Annotated in this window: 7 protein-coding genes; 4 read left to right on the forward strand and 3 right to left on the reverse strand. The window is 74.4% G+C overall.

From position 1 onward, the window contains the following. Positions 1-30: 30 nt before the first annotated feature. Complete coding sequence (locus tag ACFYWM_RS36630) at positions 31-8,835, forward strand: type I polyketide synthase (protein ID WP_389923748.1); 8,805 nt, start codon at positions 31-33, stop codon at positions 8,833-8,835. Positions 8,836-9,178: 343 nt separating this feature from the next. Next, entirely contained in the window at positions 9,179-9,898 is a 720-nt protein-coding gene (locus ACFYWM_RS36635) for a 4'-phosphopantetheinyl transferase (RefSeq protein ID WP_389923751.1), read from the forward strand. Between the two features lie 285 nt (positions 9,899-10,183). On the opposite strand, the gene ACFYWM_RS36640 is transcribed toward ACFYWM_RS36635, so the two are convergent. Further along, entirely contained in the window at positions 10,184-11,245 is a 1,062-nt protein-coding gene (locus ACFYWM_RS36640; RefSeq protein WP_389923753.1) for a carboxymuconolactone decarboxylase family protein, read from the reverse strand. A gap of 585 nt (positions 11,246-11,830) precedes the next feature. On the opposite strand from ACFYWM_RS36640, the gene ACFYWM_RS36645 reads away from it, so the two are divergent. Both ACFYWM_RS36645 and ACFYWM_RS36650 read left to right on the forward strand, forming a co-directional pair. Next, complete coding sequence (locus tag ACFYWM_RS36645; RefSeq protein ID WP_389923756.1) at positions 11,831-12,964, forward strand: sensor histidine kinase; 1,134 nt, start codon at positions 11,831-11,833, stop codon at positions 12,962-12,964. Positions 12,965-13,018: 54 nt separating this feature from the next. Further along, positions 13,019-13,723, forward strand: a complete 705-nt coding sequence (locus tag ACFYWM_RS36650; protein WP_389923759.1) for a response regulator — start codon at positions 13,019-13,021, stop codon at positions 13,721-13,723. Between the two features lie 138 nt (positions 13,724-13,861). Here the strand turns inward: ACFYWM_RS36650 and ACFYWM_RS36655 are convergent, their stop codons facing one another. Further along, on the reverse strand, positions 13,862-14,776 hold the full coding sequence (locus ACFYWM_RS36655) for an NAD(P)H-binding protein (protein WP_389923762.1): 915 nt from the start codon (positions 14,774-14,776) through the stop codon (positions 13,862-13,864). Positions 14,777-15,535: 759 nt separating this feature from the next. After that, complete coding sequence (locus tag ACFYWM_RS36660; RefSeq protein ID WP_389923765.1) at positions 15,536-16,084, reverse strand: hypothetical protein; 549 nt, start codon at positions 16,082-16,084, stop codon at positions 15,536-15,538. Positions 16,085-16,194: the final 110 nt, after the last annotated feature.

The following is a 16,194-nucleotide window of genomic DNA, read 5'->3' on the forward strand; positions in this document are numbered from 1 at the left end:
CTGGCCGCCCTGCACGTGCGCGGAGTACCGGTGGACTGGCGAGCGGCGTTCCCCGGCGCCCGCCGGGTGGAGCTGCCCACCTACGCCTTCCAGCGTCGGCGTTTCTGGCCGGGGCCTTCGCGCGCCCGCGTCGGCGATGTGACCGACGCCGGGCTCGGAGCGCCGGATCACCCCTTGCTGGGAGCCGCCGTCGAGCTGGCGGGTGGTGGCGAGGTGCTCTTCACCGGCCGGTTGTCGGTGCGCTCCCATCCGTGGCTGGCCGATCACGTGGTGTCGGGCCGGGTGGTGGTACCGGCGACGGCGTTCCTGGAACTGGCGATCCGGGCCGGTGACGAGGTCGGCTGCGCGCGCGTGGACGAGCTGACCCTGGCCGCGCCGCTGACGCTGCCCGAACAGGGCGGTGTCCAGGTGCAGGTACGGCTGGGCGAGCCCGACGAGAGGGGACACCGGCCGCTGGGCGTGTACGCGCGGCCGGAAGGCGAGGAGGAACGCACCTGGACACGGCACGCGAACGGGCTCCTGGCGGTCGACGAGCCCCTTACCGGCTCCGATGACACACCGCCGTTCGACACGACGGTGTGGCCACCGGCCGGTGCGGCGCCGGTCTCGCTGGACGGCTTCTACGAGGAGCGGGCGGCGGACGGCTTCGACTACGGACCGGCGTTCCGCGGCCTGACCGCGGCCTGGCGAGGCGACTCGGAGATGTACGCCGAAATCAGTCTGCCCGAGCAGGAAGCGGCCGAGGCGGAGGCGTTCGGTGTGCACCCGGCGCTGCTGGACGCGGTGCTGCACCTGTGCCTGCTCCTCGACCGGAGCGAGGACGCCCGGCGTAAGGTGCCCTTCGCGTGGGAGGGCGTGTCCCTGCACGCGGCGGGGGCGTCGGCGGTCCGGGTGCGGTTGTCGTGGGCCGGGCCCGACACGATGTCGATCGCGATCGCCGGCGTGGACGGGCCGGTGGCCTCGATCAGGTCGCTGACCCTGCGCCTCCTTTCTGACGGTCAGGCCGCCGGTCCGCGAGCGATCGGAAGGGATTCCCTGTTCCGGCTGGACTGGGTCCCGCTGGCATCCCCGGCATCCTCGGTCTCCTCGGTGTCTCCGAGCGCTCTGGCGATGGTCGGCCCGGACGAGTGGGGGCTCGCCGAGGCCCTCGCCGCCACGATGGGCGGTCCCATCAGGACCGGTACCGACCTGCGGTCGCTGGGAGAGGCGTACGACGGCGACGCTCCCGTACCGGGCACGGTGCTGGTCCCGGTGACCGGGCTCTCCGGTCACAAGATCCCGATGACCGGGTACGCGGGTGACGAGGTCCCACCGGCCGGGGAGCCGAGCGACGAGGTCTCGCTGTCAGGGCGCTTCGGCGGCCAGGTCCCGGCGGTCGCCCTCAGCCTGGCGTCGTCCGTACTGGACCTGGTGCGCTCCTGGCTCGCGGACGAGCGGTTCGCCGGTTCGCGGCTGGTTTTCCTCACCCGGGGCGCGGCGGACGGCGGCGACGTGGCGGCGGCGACGGTGTGGGGGCTGGTGCGTGCCGCCGAGGCGGAGCATCCCGGCCGGTTCGCGCTGATCGACCTCGACCTCCACGAAAGCGACGACCTCCACGGAACCAAGAAGCCCCGCGAGAACAAGAACCCCCACGAAAACGAGGGCTCTAAAGAAAGCGACACCCTCCGCGAAGGCGACGGCCGTGCCCTGAGAGAGGTGCCCGCGACGTCGATCGCCGCCCTGCCGTCGGCCCTGGCCGCGGCCGAGCCGCAGCTGGTGATCCGGGACGGCGCCGTGCTGGCCGGTCGGCTGGCCCGCGTCTTCCCGCCCGCCGTACCGGGGGACCTGGCCTGGGATCCCGAGGGTACGGTGCTGATCACCGGCGGAACCGGCGGCCTGGGCGGCATGCTGGCCCGCCACCTGGTGACCGAGCACGGTATCCGGCACCTGACGCTGGCGAGCCGTCGCGGCGACCGGGCGGAGGGCGTCGACGAGCTGGTGGCGGAGCTCACCGGACTCGGCGCCCGGACGTCCGTCGTGGCGTGCGACCTGGCGGACCGTGACGCCGTCGCCGGCCTGCTGGCCGGGATGGCGGCCGAGCACCCGCTGACCGCGGTGGTGCACGCGGCGGGCGTACTGGACGACGGTACGGTCGCCACGCTGACGTCGCAAAGCCTGGAGAAGGTGTTCCGCCCCAAGGTGGACGCTGCCTGGCATCTCCACGAGCTGACCCGGGACCAGAACCTGGCCGGATTCGTCCTGTTCTCCTCGGTGGCGGGGACGTTCGGGACGGCCGGGCAGGCCAACTACGCGGCGGCGAACGCCTTCCTGGACGCGCTCGCCGGGCACCGCCGGGACGAGGGGCTCCCGGCGGTATCGCTGGCCTGGGGCCCGTGGGACCAGGCGAGCGGCATGACCGGTGCCCTGAGCGAGGCCGGGATGGGCAGGATCGCCAGGCGCGGGATGCTCCCGCTGTCCCCGGATCACGGCCTGGCGCTGTTCGACGTAACGGTCACGGGCGACGCGACGGTCACGAGCGACGTGGCGGTCACGGGCCGCACGCCGATCACGGGCGATCCGACGGCCACGGGCAACACGACGATCATGGGCCGCACATCGGTCACGGGCCACACGACGATCACCGGCCACAACCCGGCCCTGCTGCCCGCACGCCTGGACCTGGCGGCGTTCCGTACCGGCAAGGACGTCCCCTTCCTGCTCCGAGGGCTGATCCGGCCGTCGGCCCGCCGCCAGGCCACGACCGCGGCGGCGACCACGCTCGTCGATCGCCTCGCGCCGCTCGGGGCGGGCGAGCGGATGGCCGTCCTGCTGGAACTGGTCAGGAACCAGGTGGCGCTGGCGCTGGGCCATGCGGACGGCGACGCGATCGAGCCGCTGAGCAGCTTCCAGAGCATGGGCTTCGACTCGCTGACGGCCGTCGAGGTGCGCAACCGGCTGGCCGCGGACACCGGGCTGCGACTGCCCGCGACGATGGTGTTCGACTACCCGAACGTCACGGCGCTGACGGAGTTCCTCCTGGCCGAGCTGCCGGGCGAACTCGGCGCCCCGGGAGGCGGCCCGGGAGGCGGCCCGGCAGGCGGCCCGGCCGGTGGGCGGGCGGTCGCGCGACCGGTCACGCCGGTCGGCGACGATCCCGTGGTGATCGTGTCGATGGCGTGCCGGTACCCGGGAGGGGTGACCTCCCCCGAGGAGCTGTGGCGGCTGGTCACGGAGGGCGGGGACGCGATCTCGGCGTTCCCGACCTCTCGCGGCTGGGACCTGGAGTCGCTGTACGACCCCGACCGCGAGCGCCGGGGGACCAGCTACGTCCGCGAGGGCGGCTTCCTGCACGACGCGGGGCGGTTCGACCCCGGCTTCTTCGGCATCTCGCCCCGTGAGGCGCTGGCGATGGACCCCCAGCAGCGGCTCCTTCTTGAGGTGTCCTGGGAGGCGGTCGAGCGGGCCGGGATCGACCCGCTCTCGCTGCGCGGCAGCCACACGGGAGTGTTCGCCGGGGTGATGTACCACGACTACGCGACGAGCGCCGACTTCCCCCCGGACGTGGTGAGCTTCATGGGCACCGGCACGGCGGGCAGCGTGCTGTCCGGGCGGCTGTCCTACGTCCTCGGCCTGGAGGGGCCGGCGATGACGGTGGACACCGCGTGCTCCTCCTCGCTGGTGGCGTTGCACCTCGCGGCGCAGGCGCTGCGCGGCGGTGAGTGCTCGCTGGCGTTGGTCGGCGGGGTGACCGTGATGGCGACCCCGGGGGCGTTCATCGACTTCAGCGCCCAGGGCGGGCTGGCCGCCGACGGCCGGTGCAAATCCTTCTCCGAGGCCGCCGACGGGGTCGGCTGGTCCGAGGGCGTCGGGACGCTGGTGCTGGAACGCCTGTCCGACGCGCGCCGCAACGGCCACCAGGTGCTGGCCGTCGTACGCGGGTCCGCGGTGAACCAGGACGGTGCCTCCAACGGGCTCACCGCGCCGAACGGCCCCTCACAGCAGCGGGTGATCCGCCAGGCCCTGGCCGGGGCGGGGCTGTCGGCGTCGGACATCGACGCGGTGGAGGGCCACGGGACCGGGACGAGCCTGGGCGACCCGATCGAGGCGCAGGCCCTGCTGGCGACGTACGGCCAGGATCGCCCGCAGGACCGGCCGCTGCTGCTCGGGTCGATCAAGTCGAACATCGGGCACACCCAGGCGGCGGCGGGCGTCGCCGGTGTGATCAAGATGGTCATGGCGATGCGGCACGGAGTGCTGCCGGGCACGCTGCACGTGGACGCGCCCTCGTCGCACGTGGACTGGGAGCAGGGCGCGGTGGAACTGCTGACCGCGCACCGCCCCTGGCCGGGGCTCGGATGGCCGAGGCGGGCCGGGGTGTCGTCGTTCGGCATCAGCGGTACCAACGCGCACGTGATCCTGGAGCAGGCACCACCGGCCGCGGCCGCGCCGGCCGGGTCGCGGGACAGCTCGCCGGAAGGAAGGACCGGCCCGGAACCAGGCGCCGCCCCGGTCCCGGTCCCGATCCTCGTGTCGGGAAAGACGGGGGACGCGCTGCGGGCGCAGGCGGCACGCCTGCTGTCGCGGGTCCAGGACGATCCGGACGTCTCCCTCGCGGACGTCGGCTTCTCACTGGCGACGGGCCGTTCGGCGTTCGAGCACCGGGCGGTGGTCCTGGCGGGCGACCGTGACGGGGCGCTGGCGGGCCTGGCGGCGGTGGCGGACGGGCGTCCGGGGCCGGGAGTGGTCCGGGGACGTGGCGCGCGGCCGGGCAGGCTCGCGCTGCTGTTCACCGGGCAGGGTGCCCAGCGGGCCGGGATGGGGAAGGGGCTGTACGAGCGGTTCCCGGTCTTCGCCGACGCCTTCGACGCCGTGCTGGCCCACCTGGATCCCGAGCTGGACCGCCCGCTGCGCGAGGTGACGTTCGGCGACACCGGCCTGCTGGACCGGACCGGATACACCCAGCCGGCGCTGTTCGCGCTGGAGGTGGCGCTGTTCCGGCTGGTGGAGTCCTGGGGCGTCAGGCCGGACTTCCTGGCGGGGCACTCGATCGGAGAGATCACGGCCGCGCACGTGGCGGGCGTGCTGTCGCTCCAGGACGCGTGCCGGCTGGTGGCGGCGCGCGCCCGGCTGATGCAGGCGCTGCCGGAGGGCGGCGCGATGGTCGCCGTACAGGCCCCCGAGCGGGAGGTGCTGCCGCTCCTCGCCGGGTGCGAGGACGAGGTGTCCGTCGCCGCGGTGAACGGCCCCGCCTCGGTGGTGATCGCCGGTGCGGAGGAGGCGGTCGTCCGGATCTCCGCCCGGCTGGAGGCGGAAGGGCGCAGGACGAAGCGGCTGAGGGTGAGCCACGCGTTCCACTCGCCGCTGATGGAACCGATGCTGGCGGAGTTCCGGAAGGTGGCCGAGGGCCTGGAGTTCGCGGCACCGCGGATCCCGGTGGTCTCGACCGTGACCGGCGAGCCCGCGTCGGCCGAGGAACTGTGCTCGCCGGACTACTGGGTGGAGCAGGTACGGCGCGGTGTCAGGTTCGCCGACGGCGTGGGGACGCTGCGCCGGTGCGGGGTCACCGCGTACCTCGAACTGGGCCCCGACGGGGTGCTGACCGCGATGGCCGGGGAGACCCTCTCGGAAGAGGGCACGGTGCTGGTCCCGGCGCTGCGCGGCGACCGCGACGAGCCGGACACGGTCATGACCGCGGTGGCGACGTTGCACGCGCACGGTGTCGCGGCGGACTGGACGGCCGTGTTCGCGACCGCGTTCGGCGGCGCCCGCCGGGTGGACCTGCCGACGTACGCCTTCCGGCACCAGTGGTTCTGGCCGAGCGGGCGGCGGGCCGGGGACGTCCGGGACCTCGGGCTCGCGGCGGCGGCGCATCCGCTGCTGGGGGCCACGGTACGGCTGGCCGGGTCGGACGGGGTGGTGCTCACCGGCCGCCTCTCGCCGAGGTCGCACCCCTGGCTCGCCGACCACGCCGTCGGCGGGATGGTGGTCTTCCCCGGCTCGGGACTGCTGGAACTCGCCATCCGGGCCGGAGACCAGGTCGGCTGCGACCGGGTGGAGGAGCTCACCATGGCCGTCCCGCTCGCGTTCGGCGAGCAGGACGCGATGGACGTGCAGGTGTCGGCGGGCGCGCCCGACGCGTCGGGGCATCGCGAGTTCGGCGTCCACGCGCGGCCGGCCGGAGCCGCCGACGACGAACCCTGGACCCAGCACGCGGCCGGGGTGCTCCGCGGCGGGGGCCGCGAGGCCGCGGACCGGGCCGAGGACTTCGACACCGAGGTGTGGCCGCCCGCGGGAGTCTCCGCCGTCGAGCTGGACGGCCTCTACGACCGGTTCGCCGAGGGCGGGTTCGTGTACGGTCCCCTCTTCCGGGGGCTGCGCGCGGCCTGGCGGCGGGGCGACGAGGTGTTCGCGGAGGTCGTCCTGCCGGAGGGGGCCGGTGACGCCGGCGCGTACGGCGTGCACCCGGCGCTGCTGGACGCCGCCGCGCACGCGGTGCCGTTCCTGGAGTCGGCCGAACCCGAGGCGGGACGCCTGCCGTTCGCGTGGGGCGGGGTGCACCTGCACGCCGTTGGTGCGACGACGCTGCGCGTGCGCGTGACCAGGACCGGCGAGGACACGGTGTCGGTGACCGCGGTGGACGCGGCGGGGGCGCCCGTGCTCACCGCCGAGTCGCTGGTGTCGCGCCCGGCGGCGCCCGGCGGCCCGGTCGTCGGCTCGGTCCTCGGCCCGGTCGTCGGCGGGCGCCGGGCGGCGGGGGACGGGCTGTTCCAGCTGGAGTGGACGCCCCTGCCCGAGGCGCCGCCCGCCGCCGAGGAACCGGACGTGGTGATGCTGGACGCGACACCGCCGACCGGGGATCTCACCCTCCCGGACGCGACACCTCGGGCCGGGGATCTCGCTCTCCCGGACGCGACACCTCGGGCCGGGGATCTCGCTCTCCCGGACGTGACGCCACCGGCCGAGGGCCTTCCCCTCCCGGTGACGGTGCCGGCCGGGAATCTCACCACCCTGGACGCGCTGCGGGACGGCGGGTCACGGGACGGCGCGCCGCGTGCCGCGGCCGCAGGCCCGTTCCTCGCCGACGACTCCCTGGACGTCATCGCCGCGACGCGCGCGTCCACCGCCCGCGTTCTGGACCTCCTGCAGCGCTGGCTCGCGGAGGAACGGTTCGGCGACACCACCCTCGTCGTGATGACGTGTGGCGCGGTCATGGCTCAGGACGGCGACCGGGTGACCGACCTGCCGGGCGCCGCCGTGTGGGGGCTGGTCCGTGCCGCGCAGGCGGAGAACCCCGGCCGGTTCGTGCTCGTCGATCTCGACGAGCCGCTCGATCCTTCCGGGGCGCTGCTGTCGGCCGTTCTGGCCAGCGGCGAGCCGCAGGTGGCGGTGCGCGACGGGGCACTGAGAGCGGCACGCCTGGCACCGGCGCCCGCACCGACACCGACACCGACCCCCGCACCGACCCCCGCACCGACGGCGACACCGGTACCGACACCGGTACCGGTGACAGGCGAGGACGGCGTACGGCGCTGGGACCCCGAGGGCACGGTGCTGATCACCGGCGGCACGGGCGGCCTCGGTGCCGAGGTGGCGCGGCACCTGGTGGGCGAGCACGGGGTGCGGCGGCTGTTGCTGGCCGGCCGCCGGGGGTTGGAGGCGCCCGGCGCCCCCGAGCTGCGGGCCGAGCTGACCGCCCGCGGTGCCGAGGTCACCGTCGCCGCGTGCGACGTGTCCGACCGGGACGCGCTCGCGGACCTGCTGGCCACCGTACCCGCCGGGCATCCGCTGACCGCGGTCGTCCACGCGGCGGGGGTGCTGGACGACGCGACGATTCCCTCCCTGAGCCCTGAGCGGCTGGACACCGTGCTGTGGCCCAAGGCGGGGGCCGCCTGGCACCTGCACGAGCTCACCCGGGGCGCGGATCTCGCCGCGTTCGTGCTCTTCTCGTCGGTGGCCGGTGTGGCGGGCGGCGCGGGACAGGGCAACTACGCCGCGGCCAACGCCTTCCTCGACGGCCTGGCCCACCACCGGCGGGCCGCCGGGCTGGCCGCGATGTCGCTGGCCTGGGGGCCCTGGGCGCAGGACGGCGTGACGACCGGTGGCATGACCGGCGGGCTCGCCGACACCGACCGGCGGCGGATGGCGCGCGTGGGCATCCGCCCGCTGTCGGTGGAGCAGGGGCTGGGGCTGTTCGACGCGGCGGGCGCCGTCGACAGCCCGGTGCTGGTGCCGGTCAGGTTCGACCTGCCGGCCCTGCGGGAGCGCGAGGAGGTCCCGCCGCTGCTGAGGGGGCTGGCGCCCGGCAGGCGCCGGACGGCCGCGAGCGGGCGCGAGGAGCCGGACACCCTGCTGCGCCGCCTGACCGCTCTCGGCGCCGACGAGCGCGCCGACACACTCCTGGATCTCGTACGCGGCCAGGTGGCGGCCGTGCTCGGGCACGCCCGGACCGACTCCGTCGAACCGGACCGGGCCTTCAGGGAGCTGGGCTTCGACTCGCTCACCGCCGTCGAGCTGCGCAACCGGCTGGCCGACGCCACCGGGCTGCGCCTGCCGGTCAGCCTGGTGTTCGACCATCCCACACCGCTCGCCCTGGCCGGCCACCTGCTCGACCGGCTCGGCCTGGCCGGGCGGACGGGGTCCGCGACGCTCCTGAACGAGCTCGCGAAGCTGGAGAAGGTCTTCACCGAGATGACCGTCGATCCCGACGCGCACAGGCAGGTCGCCGCGCGCCTGGACATCCTGCGGGCCAAATGGGCGGCACTCCTGGGCGATTCCGGCGACACCGAGTTCGACATCGATTCGGCCACGGACAGCGAGATGTTCGAAATGCTCGACAACGAACTCGGCCTGTCGTGATGTCATCATCGTTCGGAACCGTTCAGAACCGTGCGGGAGCCGGCCACGTCATGAGGACACGAGATCCGCTCGAGGTGAGCGACCCGCATGTCGTCCGCGCCGGGAGCCGAAGGTCCGTCGAGGGTCTCCGGCCCGGATCCGGCGAGGACCGGCTGACCGCCGACCGGCACCTGAGGCGGCGGCCGGCCACGGTCGTGCACGGCCACCCGCACACACCACGCACGACCCGGTACGACGGGGTTCGCCTCGAGGAGGTTTCGTTGGGACACCCACGGGAGTGGCGCCGGCGGGGCGGGACACCCCGTCCGGCCAGGTCGATCCTGCCGACCCCCGAACGCGTCTCATGATCGAGGGTCTGCTGCCCGGGGAGGCCAGGTCGTCGGAGGTGTTCGACGACTCGCGGCCGTGTGCCCTGTTCCTCGAGGAGGAGGCGGTGATCAGCAGGTCGACGGAGAAGCGCCGTCGCGAGTTCACCACGGGGCGCTGGTGCGCCCGCGACGCCCTGAGCCGTCTGGGGTACCCACCGGTGCCCGTGCTGCCGGGCATGAAGGGCGCGCCGGTCTGGCCCCCGGGTGTCGTCGGCAGCATCACCCACTGCCCCGGATACCGTGCCGCCGCCGTCGCCCGGTCCGGTGACGTCACGACCCTGGGCATCGACGCCGAGCCGAACAAGCCGCTGCCCTCCGGCGTCCTGGAGGTCATCACGGTCGACGAGGAGCTGGGCCGGGTGACGGACCTGCTGCGGCGCGACCCGTCGGTGAGATGGGACCGGCTGCTGTTCAGCGCCAAGGAGTCCGTCTACAAGGCGTGGTTCCCGCTGGACCCGCTGCGGGAACCACGCCTCGACTTCAAGGAGGCGTCGATCAGCTTCGATCCGGCCCGGTGCGGGTTCCGCGCCCGGCTGCTGGCCGAGGGGCCGAGGCTGGGTGACGGTGTCGAGCTGGAGGAGTTCTCCGGCCGCTGGCTGGTGGGCCGGGGTCTCGTGATCACGGCCGTCGCGGTCGTGGCGGTTCCCTCCCTCTCCGGCGCCACCCGAGAAGCCCAGAATGTTCTAGACATCTGATGCGCCCGAGAAGCCCGGAATATCTGTGACGCTCCGGATGCCCGGGACGTCGTAACCGCCCCGGAGGAGCCGGTCGCCTTCACCTCCGACGGCGCGGCCCGCACCTCGCCCATGACCACCGGAGGCCATCACCTTCCCGATCTCTCCCGCCCGGCCTTCCACCGGCTACGTCCCCCTCCGTCAGGACGGCCGGACCGCCGAGAGGGCGCCGCAGGCTGAACCCGAACCGTTCGCCCCACCCTCGCGCCGATCCGGGCCCCGCGGCCGCCCTCCTCGGGACCTCCGTCAGGGCGCCGACGGCTCTCCTCGCCGTGATCCTTCTCCGGCAGGCGCGGGCAGATCGCGGCGGATCGACGCCTCGACGCCCTCGACGGCGATGATCGCGCCGTACGCGACCAGCCGTACCAGGTCCGCGTCGTCCGGATGACCGGCACGCCAGGCCGCGACGTCGGCGTCGGTGACGCGGTACGGCGCCAGCGCGGCGAGCAGGGCGAGCCGCGCCCCCGGCCGGTCGGCGCCGGGCAGATCCGCCGACGGCCCGTCCAGCCACCCGCCGCCCATCGCGGGATGCTCGCCGTCCCACTCGCCGACGGTCTCCACCACGGTCGCGCGGGCCCGCTCGCCCAGCAGCGCCCGGCCCGCGCCCGCCGCCTCCCGCAGCGCGGCGAAGGCGGTGCCCACGGGCGTGCCCCCCGCCCAGGCGGGCTCCGGTGTCGCGGCGGGCTCCGCCAGCAGGGGGAGGCTCTCACCGGCCGCCCGCCGCACGCGTACGGTGCGGGCCAGTACCCTGCCGCCCAGGCTGCGGACCAGCCGGGAGTCCTGCAGCCTGCCGGGCAGCATGCTGTCGGTCAGCAGGGCCGAGGCGACGCGGTTGACGAAGTGGAAGGCCAGGGCGGTGCCGACGTACTCGGCGGTGTGCTCCACCGGGAACGGCGGCACCGGCGCACGCGCCGCCCCCGGCGCGCGGGAGGCGGTGGCCGGTGTGCGGGTGGCCGTGGCCCAGCCGAGCAGCGCGGCGTGCCCGGGGTCGGCGGGCGTGCCGCCGCGCGCGATCTCCTCGGCCAGCCGGTGGTCTCCCGTGGCGTGCAGCAGGGTGGTGTGCGCGGCCACGCAGTACGGGCACCGGTTGGCCAGGGACACGCCGAGCGCGACCACCTCCCTGCCCGTCCTGGAGGCGGGTCCGGCCACGAGCGACTCGCGCAGCAGCGCCCAGGTCGCGGCGAGCAGGTCGGGCACGGGGGAGAGCGTCATGAGGACCGGCATCCTCGCGAGGCCGAAGTCGGTGGCCGCCTGGCCGTAGACATCGGCGATCAGGCCGGTCGCGGCCTCGGGCGTGACAGGGGTCACGTATCGGAAGGTGTTCGCCATCTGCCGTCGTTCCCATCGTGGTGAGTGGTCGGAACGTCGCCGCCCCCGGTCCCGGCGGCGCCCGGATCGAGGTGATCCCCGCGCGACCGTCCAGGCCGCCGACACCGGCCGATCCGCTGAGCCGATGGTCGCCGACCCGCCCGTTCCCGGGCGTCGCACCGGCGGATGCTCCCGGGCCCGGCACCGGAGGCGTAGCGACCCCGGGGCTACTCCACCGGGAGTAGCCCCGGTCCCTCTCCGCGGAGGAGGCGGGGGCGGCGGCGCCCGGTCTACTGTTCGAGCATGAGTCGCATGCGCGAACGGCGCGATCCCGTGCGCGGACGGCGGGGGCCCGCGCACGGGTGGCACGACCGGGCGCGCGGGTGGCGGGGGCTCGCGTACGGGTGGCGCGACCGGTTACACGCCCGGGGCGGTGGGGCGCTTGCGTGGGGCGATGGGTTGCGTGCGCGGGGCGGTGGGGCGCCCGCCCGGGACGGTGAGACGCGTGCCCGGGGTAGTGGGTTGCGCGCGTGGGGCGATGGGACGCCTGCCCGGGACGGTGAGACGCGTGCCCGGGGCGGTGGGTTGCGCGCGTGGGGCGGTCGCGGGCAGGTGCCGGACGCGGCGCTCGCCGGGGGGATCGCCCTGCTGCTGGTGCTCGGCACGCTCGCCGGGCCCGCGCAGGGCGCTCCGCACGGGCCGGTCGAGTACGCCCTGCTGCTCGCCGGCACCCTGCCGCTCGCGGCCCGGCGCCGCTTCCCGGCCGTGGTCGCGCTGGTCACCGCGGGATTCATGCTGGCCTACTCCGCGCGGGCCGGTACCGGCCCCCCGGCGGCCTTCCCGGTGCTGGTGGCCGTCTACACCGCGGTCCTGGCGGGCCGACGCGCCGCCGCGGTGGCCGCGGCCGCCGTGGTCCTGGGCGGCGACCTGGTGATCGGCTTGTCGCCGGGAGCCGGGGGGTTCTCGCGGGACTCCACCGGGCTGCTGGTCGGCTGGTTCGTCGCCGCGGGCGTCATGGGCGTGGTCTCCCGCCACCGCCGGGACGACGTGAGACGGGCCGAGGAGCGCGCCGCCGAGGCGGAACGCACCCGCGAGGAGACGGCCCGCCGCCGCGCGGACGAGGAACGGCTGCGGATCGCCAGGGAACTGCACGACTCGCTCACCCACAGCATCTCCGTGATCAAGGTGCAGGCCGGGGTCGCGGTCCACCTCGCCCGCAAACGGGGTGAGGAGGTGCCCGGACCGCTGCTCGCCATCCAGGAGGCCAGCGGGGAGGCCATGCGGGAACTGCGCGCCACCCTGGAGGTGCTGCGCGACGACGAGCCGCCCGGCAGCGGGCTCGACCGCATCGCCGAGCTGGTCGAACGGTCGCGGGCGACGGGCCTGCCCGCGACCGTGGTCGTGGACGGCGAGCGGCGGGCCCTCTCGGCGGACGTCGACCGCACCGCGTACCGCATCGTCCAGGAGGCGCTCACCAACGCCGCCAGGCACGCCGGTCCCGCGGTGGCGTCGGTGCGCATCACCTACGGCGCGGAGGAGCTGACCGTGCAGGTCGACGACGACGGCAGGGCGGTGCCCGGTGCCGACCCGGTGCCCGGGGTCGGGCTGAGCGGCATGCGCGAGCGGGTCACCGCGCTCGGCGGGCGGCTGCGCGCCGGCCCCCGCTCCGAGGGCGGTTTCCGGGTCCGCGCCGAGCTCCCCGTGGACGGTCCCGCGTGACGCGCGCCGGGCTCCTGCCGGAGGGCGCCCCGTGATCCTGCCGGAGGGCGCACTGTGATCCGCATGCTGCTCGTCGACGACCAGGCGCTCATCCGCGCGGGGTTCCGCGCCCTGCTCGACGCCGAGGACGACATCGAGGTGGTGGCCGAGGCGGCCGACGGGCTGCGGGGCGTCGCGCTGGCCGCCCGGCACGTCCCCGACGTCGTGCTCCTCGACATCCAGATGCCCGTGCTCGACGGCATCGAGGCGACCCGGCGGATCGCCGCCGACCCGGCCCTGGCCGGGGTGCGCGTCGTGATCCTGACCAACTACGGGCTCGACGAGTACGTCTTCGACGCCCTGCGCGCGGGCGCGGCCGGGTTCCTGGTCAAGGACACCGAGCCCGAGGACCTGCTGCACGGCGTCCGGGTGGCCGCGCGGGGGGACGCCCTGCTCTCGCCCGCGATCACCCGTAAGCTGATCGACCAGTACGTCTCCAGGCCCCCCGGGGTGAACACCGACGACGCGCTGAAGGTCCTCACCAGGCGCGAACGGGAGGTCGTGGCCCTGGTCGCCCGGGGGCTCAGCAACGACGAGATCGCCGCGCACATGGTGATCAGCCCGTTCACCGCCAAGACCCACGTCAGCCGCGCCATGATCAAGACCGGCGCCCGCGACCGCGCCCAGCTCGTCGTCCTCGCCTACGAGTCGGGCCTGATCACACCCCGTTCCGGGGACGCCGGACAGTCCGGTGGAGCCGTCGGCCGGTCGCCCACCTGACAGCCTCGAACGGCGAGAACGTTCACCGGACGGAGCCGTCAGTCGGTCGCCCACCTGACAGCCCTAAACGGTGAGAACGTTCACCGGACGGAGCCGTCGGCCGGCCGTCCACCTGACAGTCCCGAACGGCGAGAACGTTCACCGGGTGAAGTCGGCGGCCCGTTCCGCGACGAACTCCTCCACCGTCGTCGCGGGCCGTCCCGTGACCGCCTCGACGTCCCCGGTCGCCCGGTCGTAACGGTTCAGGCGGTGCAGGCGCGCCATGGTGACGATGTGCTCCTCGGTGTGAGCCGGGAGCTCCGCGGGCCGGAGAACCTCCTCGACCCAGACGTCGAGCGGCACGTCCACGTAGGTGATCTTCCTTCCCAGCGCCCGGGAGTACTCCTCGGCGACGCCGGTCATCTCCTGGGACCGGGGCCCGGTCAGCTCGTACACGCGCCCGATGTGCGGTCGCGGGTCCTCCAGGATCGTGGCGACGACGGCCGCGACGTCGCCGGCCGCGACCGGTGACGTGCGGCCGGTGCCGAAGGGGAGCCGGATGGTCCCGCTGTCGGCGATGGAACGCTCGGCCAGCGTCGTGAACATCGGGTTCTCCAGGAAGGAGGTGGGCCGGACGTGCACGACCGGAAGCCCCGACCAGTCGAGCACCTGCTCCGAGAGCCAGTGCAGCCGCTGCTGGTGGGACTCCTCGGTGCTCAGCGCGTTCATCTGGGACACGGTCATCTGCGAGATGCCGACCAGCGCCTCCAGGGCGCCCACCGCGCGGGCCACCGTCGCGACGGTCGCGGCGGCCTCCAGGTACGACGGTGACACGCTCATGCTGAAGAACATCCTGGAACAGCCGCCGAGGGCGCCCGCCACGTCGCCGGGCCGGGTGAGGTCGCCGATCACCACCTGGGCCCCGAGGGCGCGCAGCGCGTCCGCGCGCTCGTCGTCGCGGTGCGCCATCGCCCGTACGGGCAGGCCGCGCCCGCGCAGCAGCCCGACCACGCCGCGGCCGACACCCCCGATGGCCCCACCGGCACCGGTGACGAGAATGGGACCGTCGTCCATCGCTGTGCCCCCTGATCCAGCCCTCCGTGCCACCGAGTGCCGGAGCCCCGGCCGGCCCCGAGTCATGACCTCATGTGTCTGGAACGTCACTCTAGGCCACGCTGCCGCCCGGCTGCCGGACCGCCGCCCGAGCGCCGAGGCCGCGAGCCCGCACGCGCGCCCCCTGACCGGCCCGGAGCGTCACTCCGGACGGCACCCCGAAGGCTTCGTTGCGAGCCGCGGCCGGCGCGTGGAAATGACCTTCGAAAGGATTTCCGACGGAACCCCGGACGCTTCTCCGCCGGTCAATACGGGGTGGACAATGCGGAGTGGAATTCGCCGCCTCTTCCGTGTCAAACAAACAGCCGGGCCGCTCCGATCCGTCGGCGAGCCTCCCGTCTGACCTGAAGGCTCGGAGAGCAGAAAGGCCTCGGCCCCGGAACCGTTCCCGTGGCTCCCCTCGGGCGGGAAAGAGGCCGCGTTCCCAATAAGATCAATTCTTCCGGCGGTGTCACGATCGAAGGACGTTTCCCGCGGGCTCGAACTCCCGGACGGCACTCGTTCTCCGGCGTCGCTCCCCAGGGCCGAAGGCGGAGTGCGACACCGACGAGCGGCCGGTGTCGTTCGGGTCGGCATGGCCGATGCGGCACGAACACGTCCTGGACATGCCGGCTCCCGAGATGCGGGCACCTCACACCCGACAAGGAGACGCGTACGCCGTCAGAGGTTCCGCATGGCCCGCGCACCGGAACCCGTGCTCACCCGCGGGCGGGCGCGGATTCATCGCGCGCGTATCGACTCGATCATCGTCTCCGTCGCCCGAGGGTCGAGGTTGTCGAAAGTGCCGAACACCGCGACGGGCATCCTCGCCTCGCCGGTGTCGACCGCGACCACCGTCACCCTCAGGGACGTGAAGTGGTAGCCCCGCTTCCGGGCGTCCCGGTAGGAGCCCGTGGCGTCCATCCGATAGGCGGGCAGCCCGCCCAGTCGCAGCTCCCGGCCGGTGCCGCGCCCCCACGCCGGGTCGCCGCCGAGGAAGATGTTCGCCTGGGCGTCCGCGAGCACCTGGGCCGCGACGGTTTCCGGGCCGCCGGGCCGTGACCGCTTGAGGACGCCGGTCAGCGCCAGCTCGTACGCGTCCTGTGCCCTGGCGAAGGCGTCCGGCTGCGCGCGCAGGAAGGCGCCGGCCTGCCAGGTGACGATGCCCGCCCGAGTGTAAGGGGCCAGCTGGTCCGGCGAGATGGCGGCGTATCCGGCGGGCCTGACGACTGTGAGACGGCTGGGTGAAACTCCGGCGGGCGGGATGGCGTCCGAAGCCTTTTCGTACACGAATCTGGCCGCTCCGATGAAGACCATAGTCGCAACGGCCGAAAACCCGATCAGGGTGAGTGCTTTTCGCGCTTTCCCGGCCGTGGATATTGTGCGCACATCTCCACCTC

Origin of the sequence: Streptosporangium sp. NPDC002721 (genome assembly GCF_042888905.1) — a bacterium.
Lineage (GTDB): Bacteria > Actinomycetota > Actinomycetes > Streptosporangiales > Streptosporangiaceae > Streptosporangium.

What these genes read in the sequence shown, in the direction of transcription:
- ACFYWM_RS36655 (WP_389923762.1), bottom strand. Translation starts at nt 14,776, where the DNA reads ATGGACGACGGTCCCATTCTCGTCACCGGTGCCGGTGGGGCCATCGGG.
- ACFYWM_RS36635 (WP_389923751.1), top strand. Translation starts at nt 9,179, where the DNA reads ATGATCGAGGGTCTGCTGCCCGGGGAGGCCAGGTCGTCGGAGGTGTTC.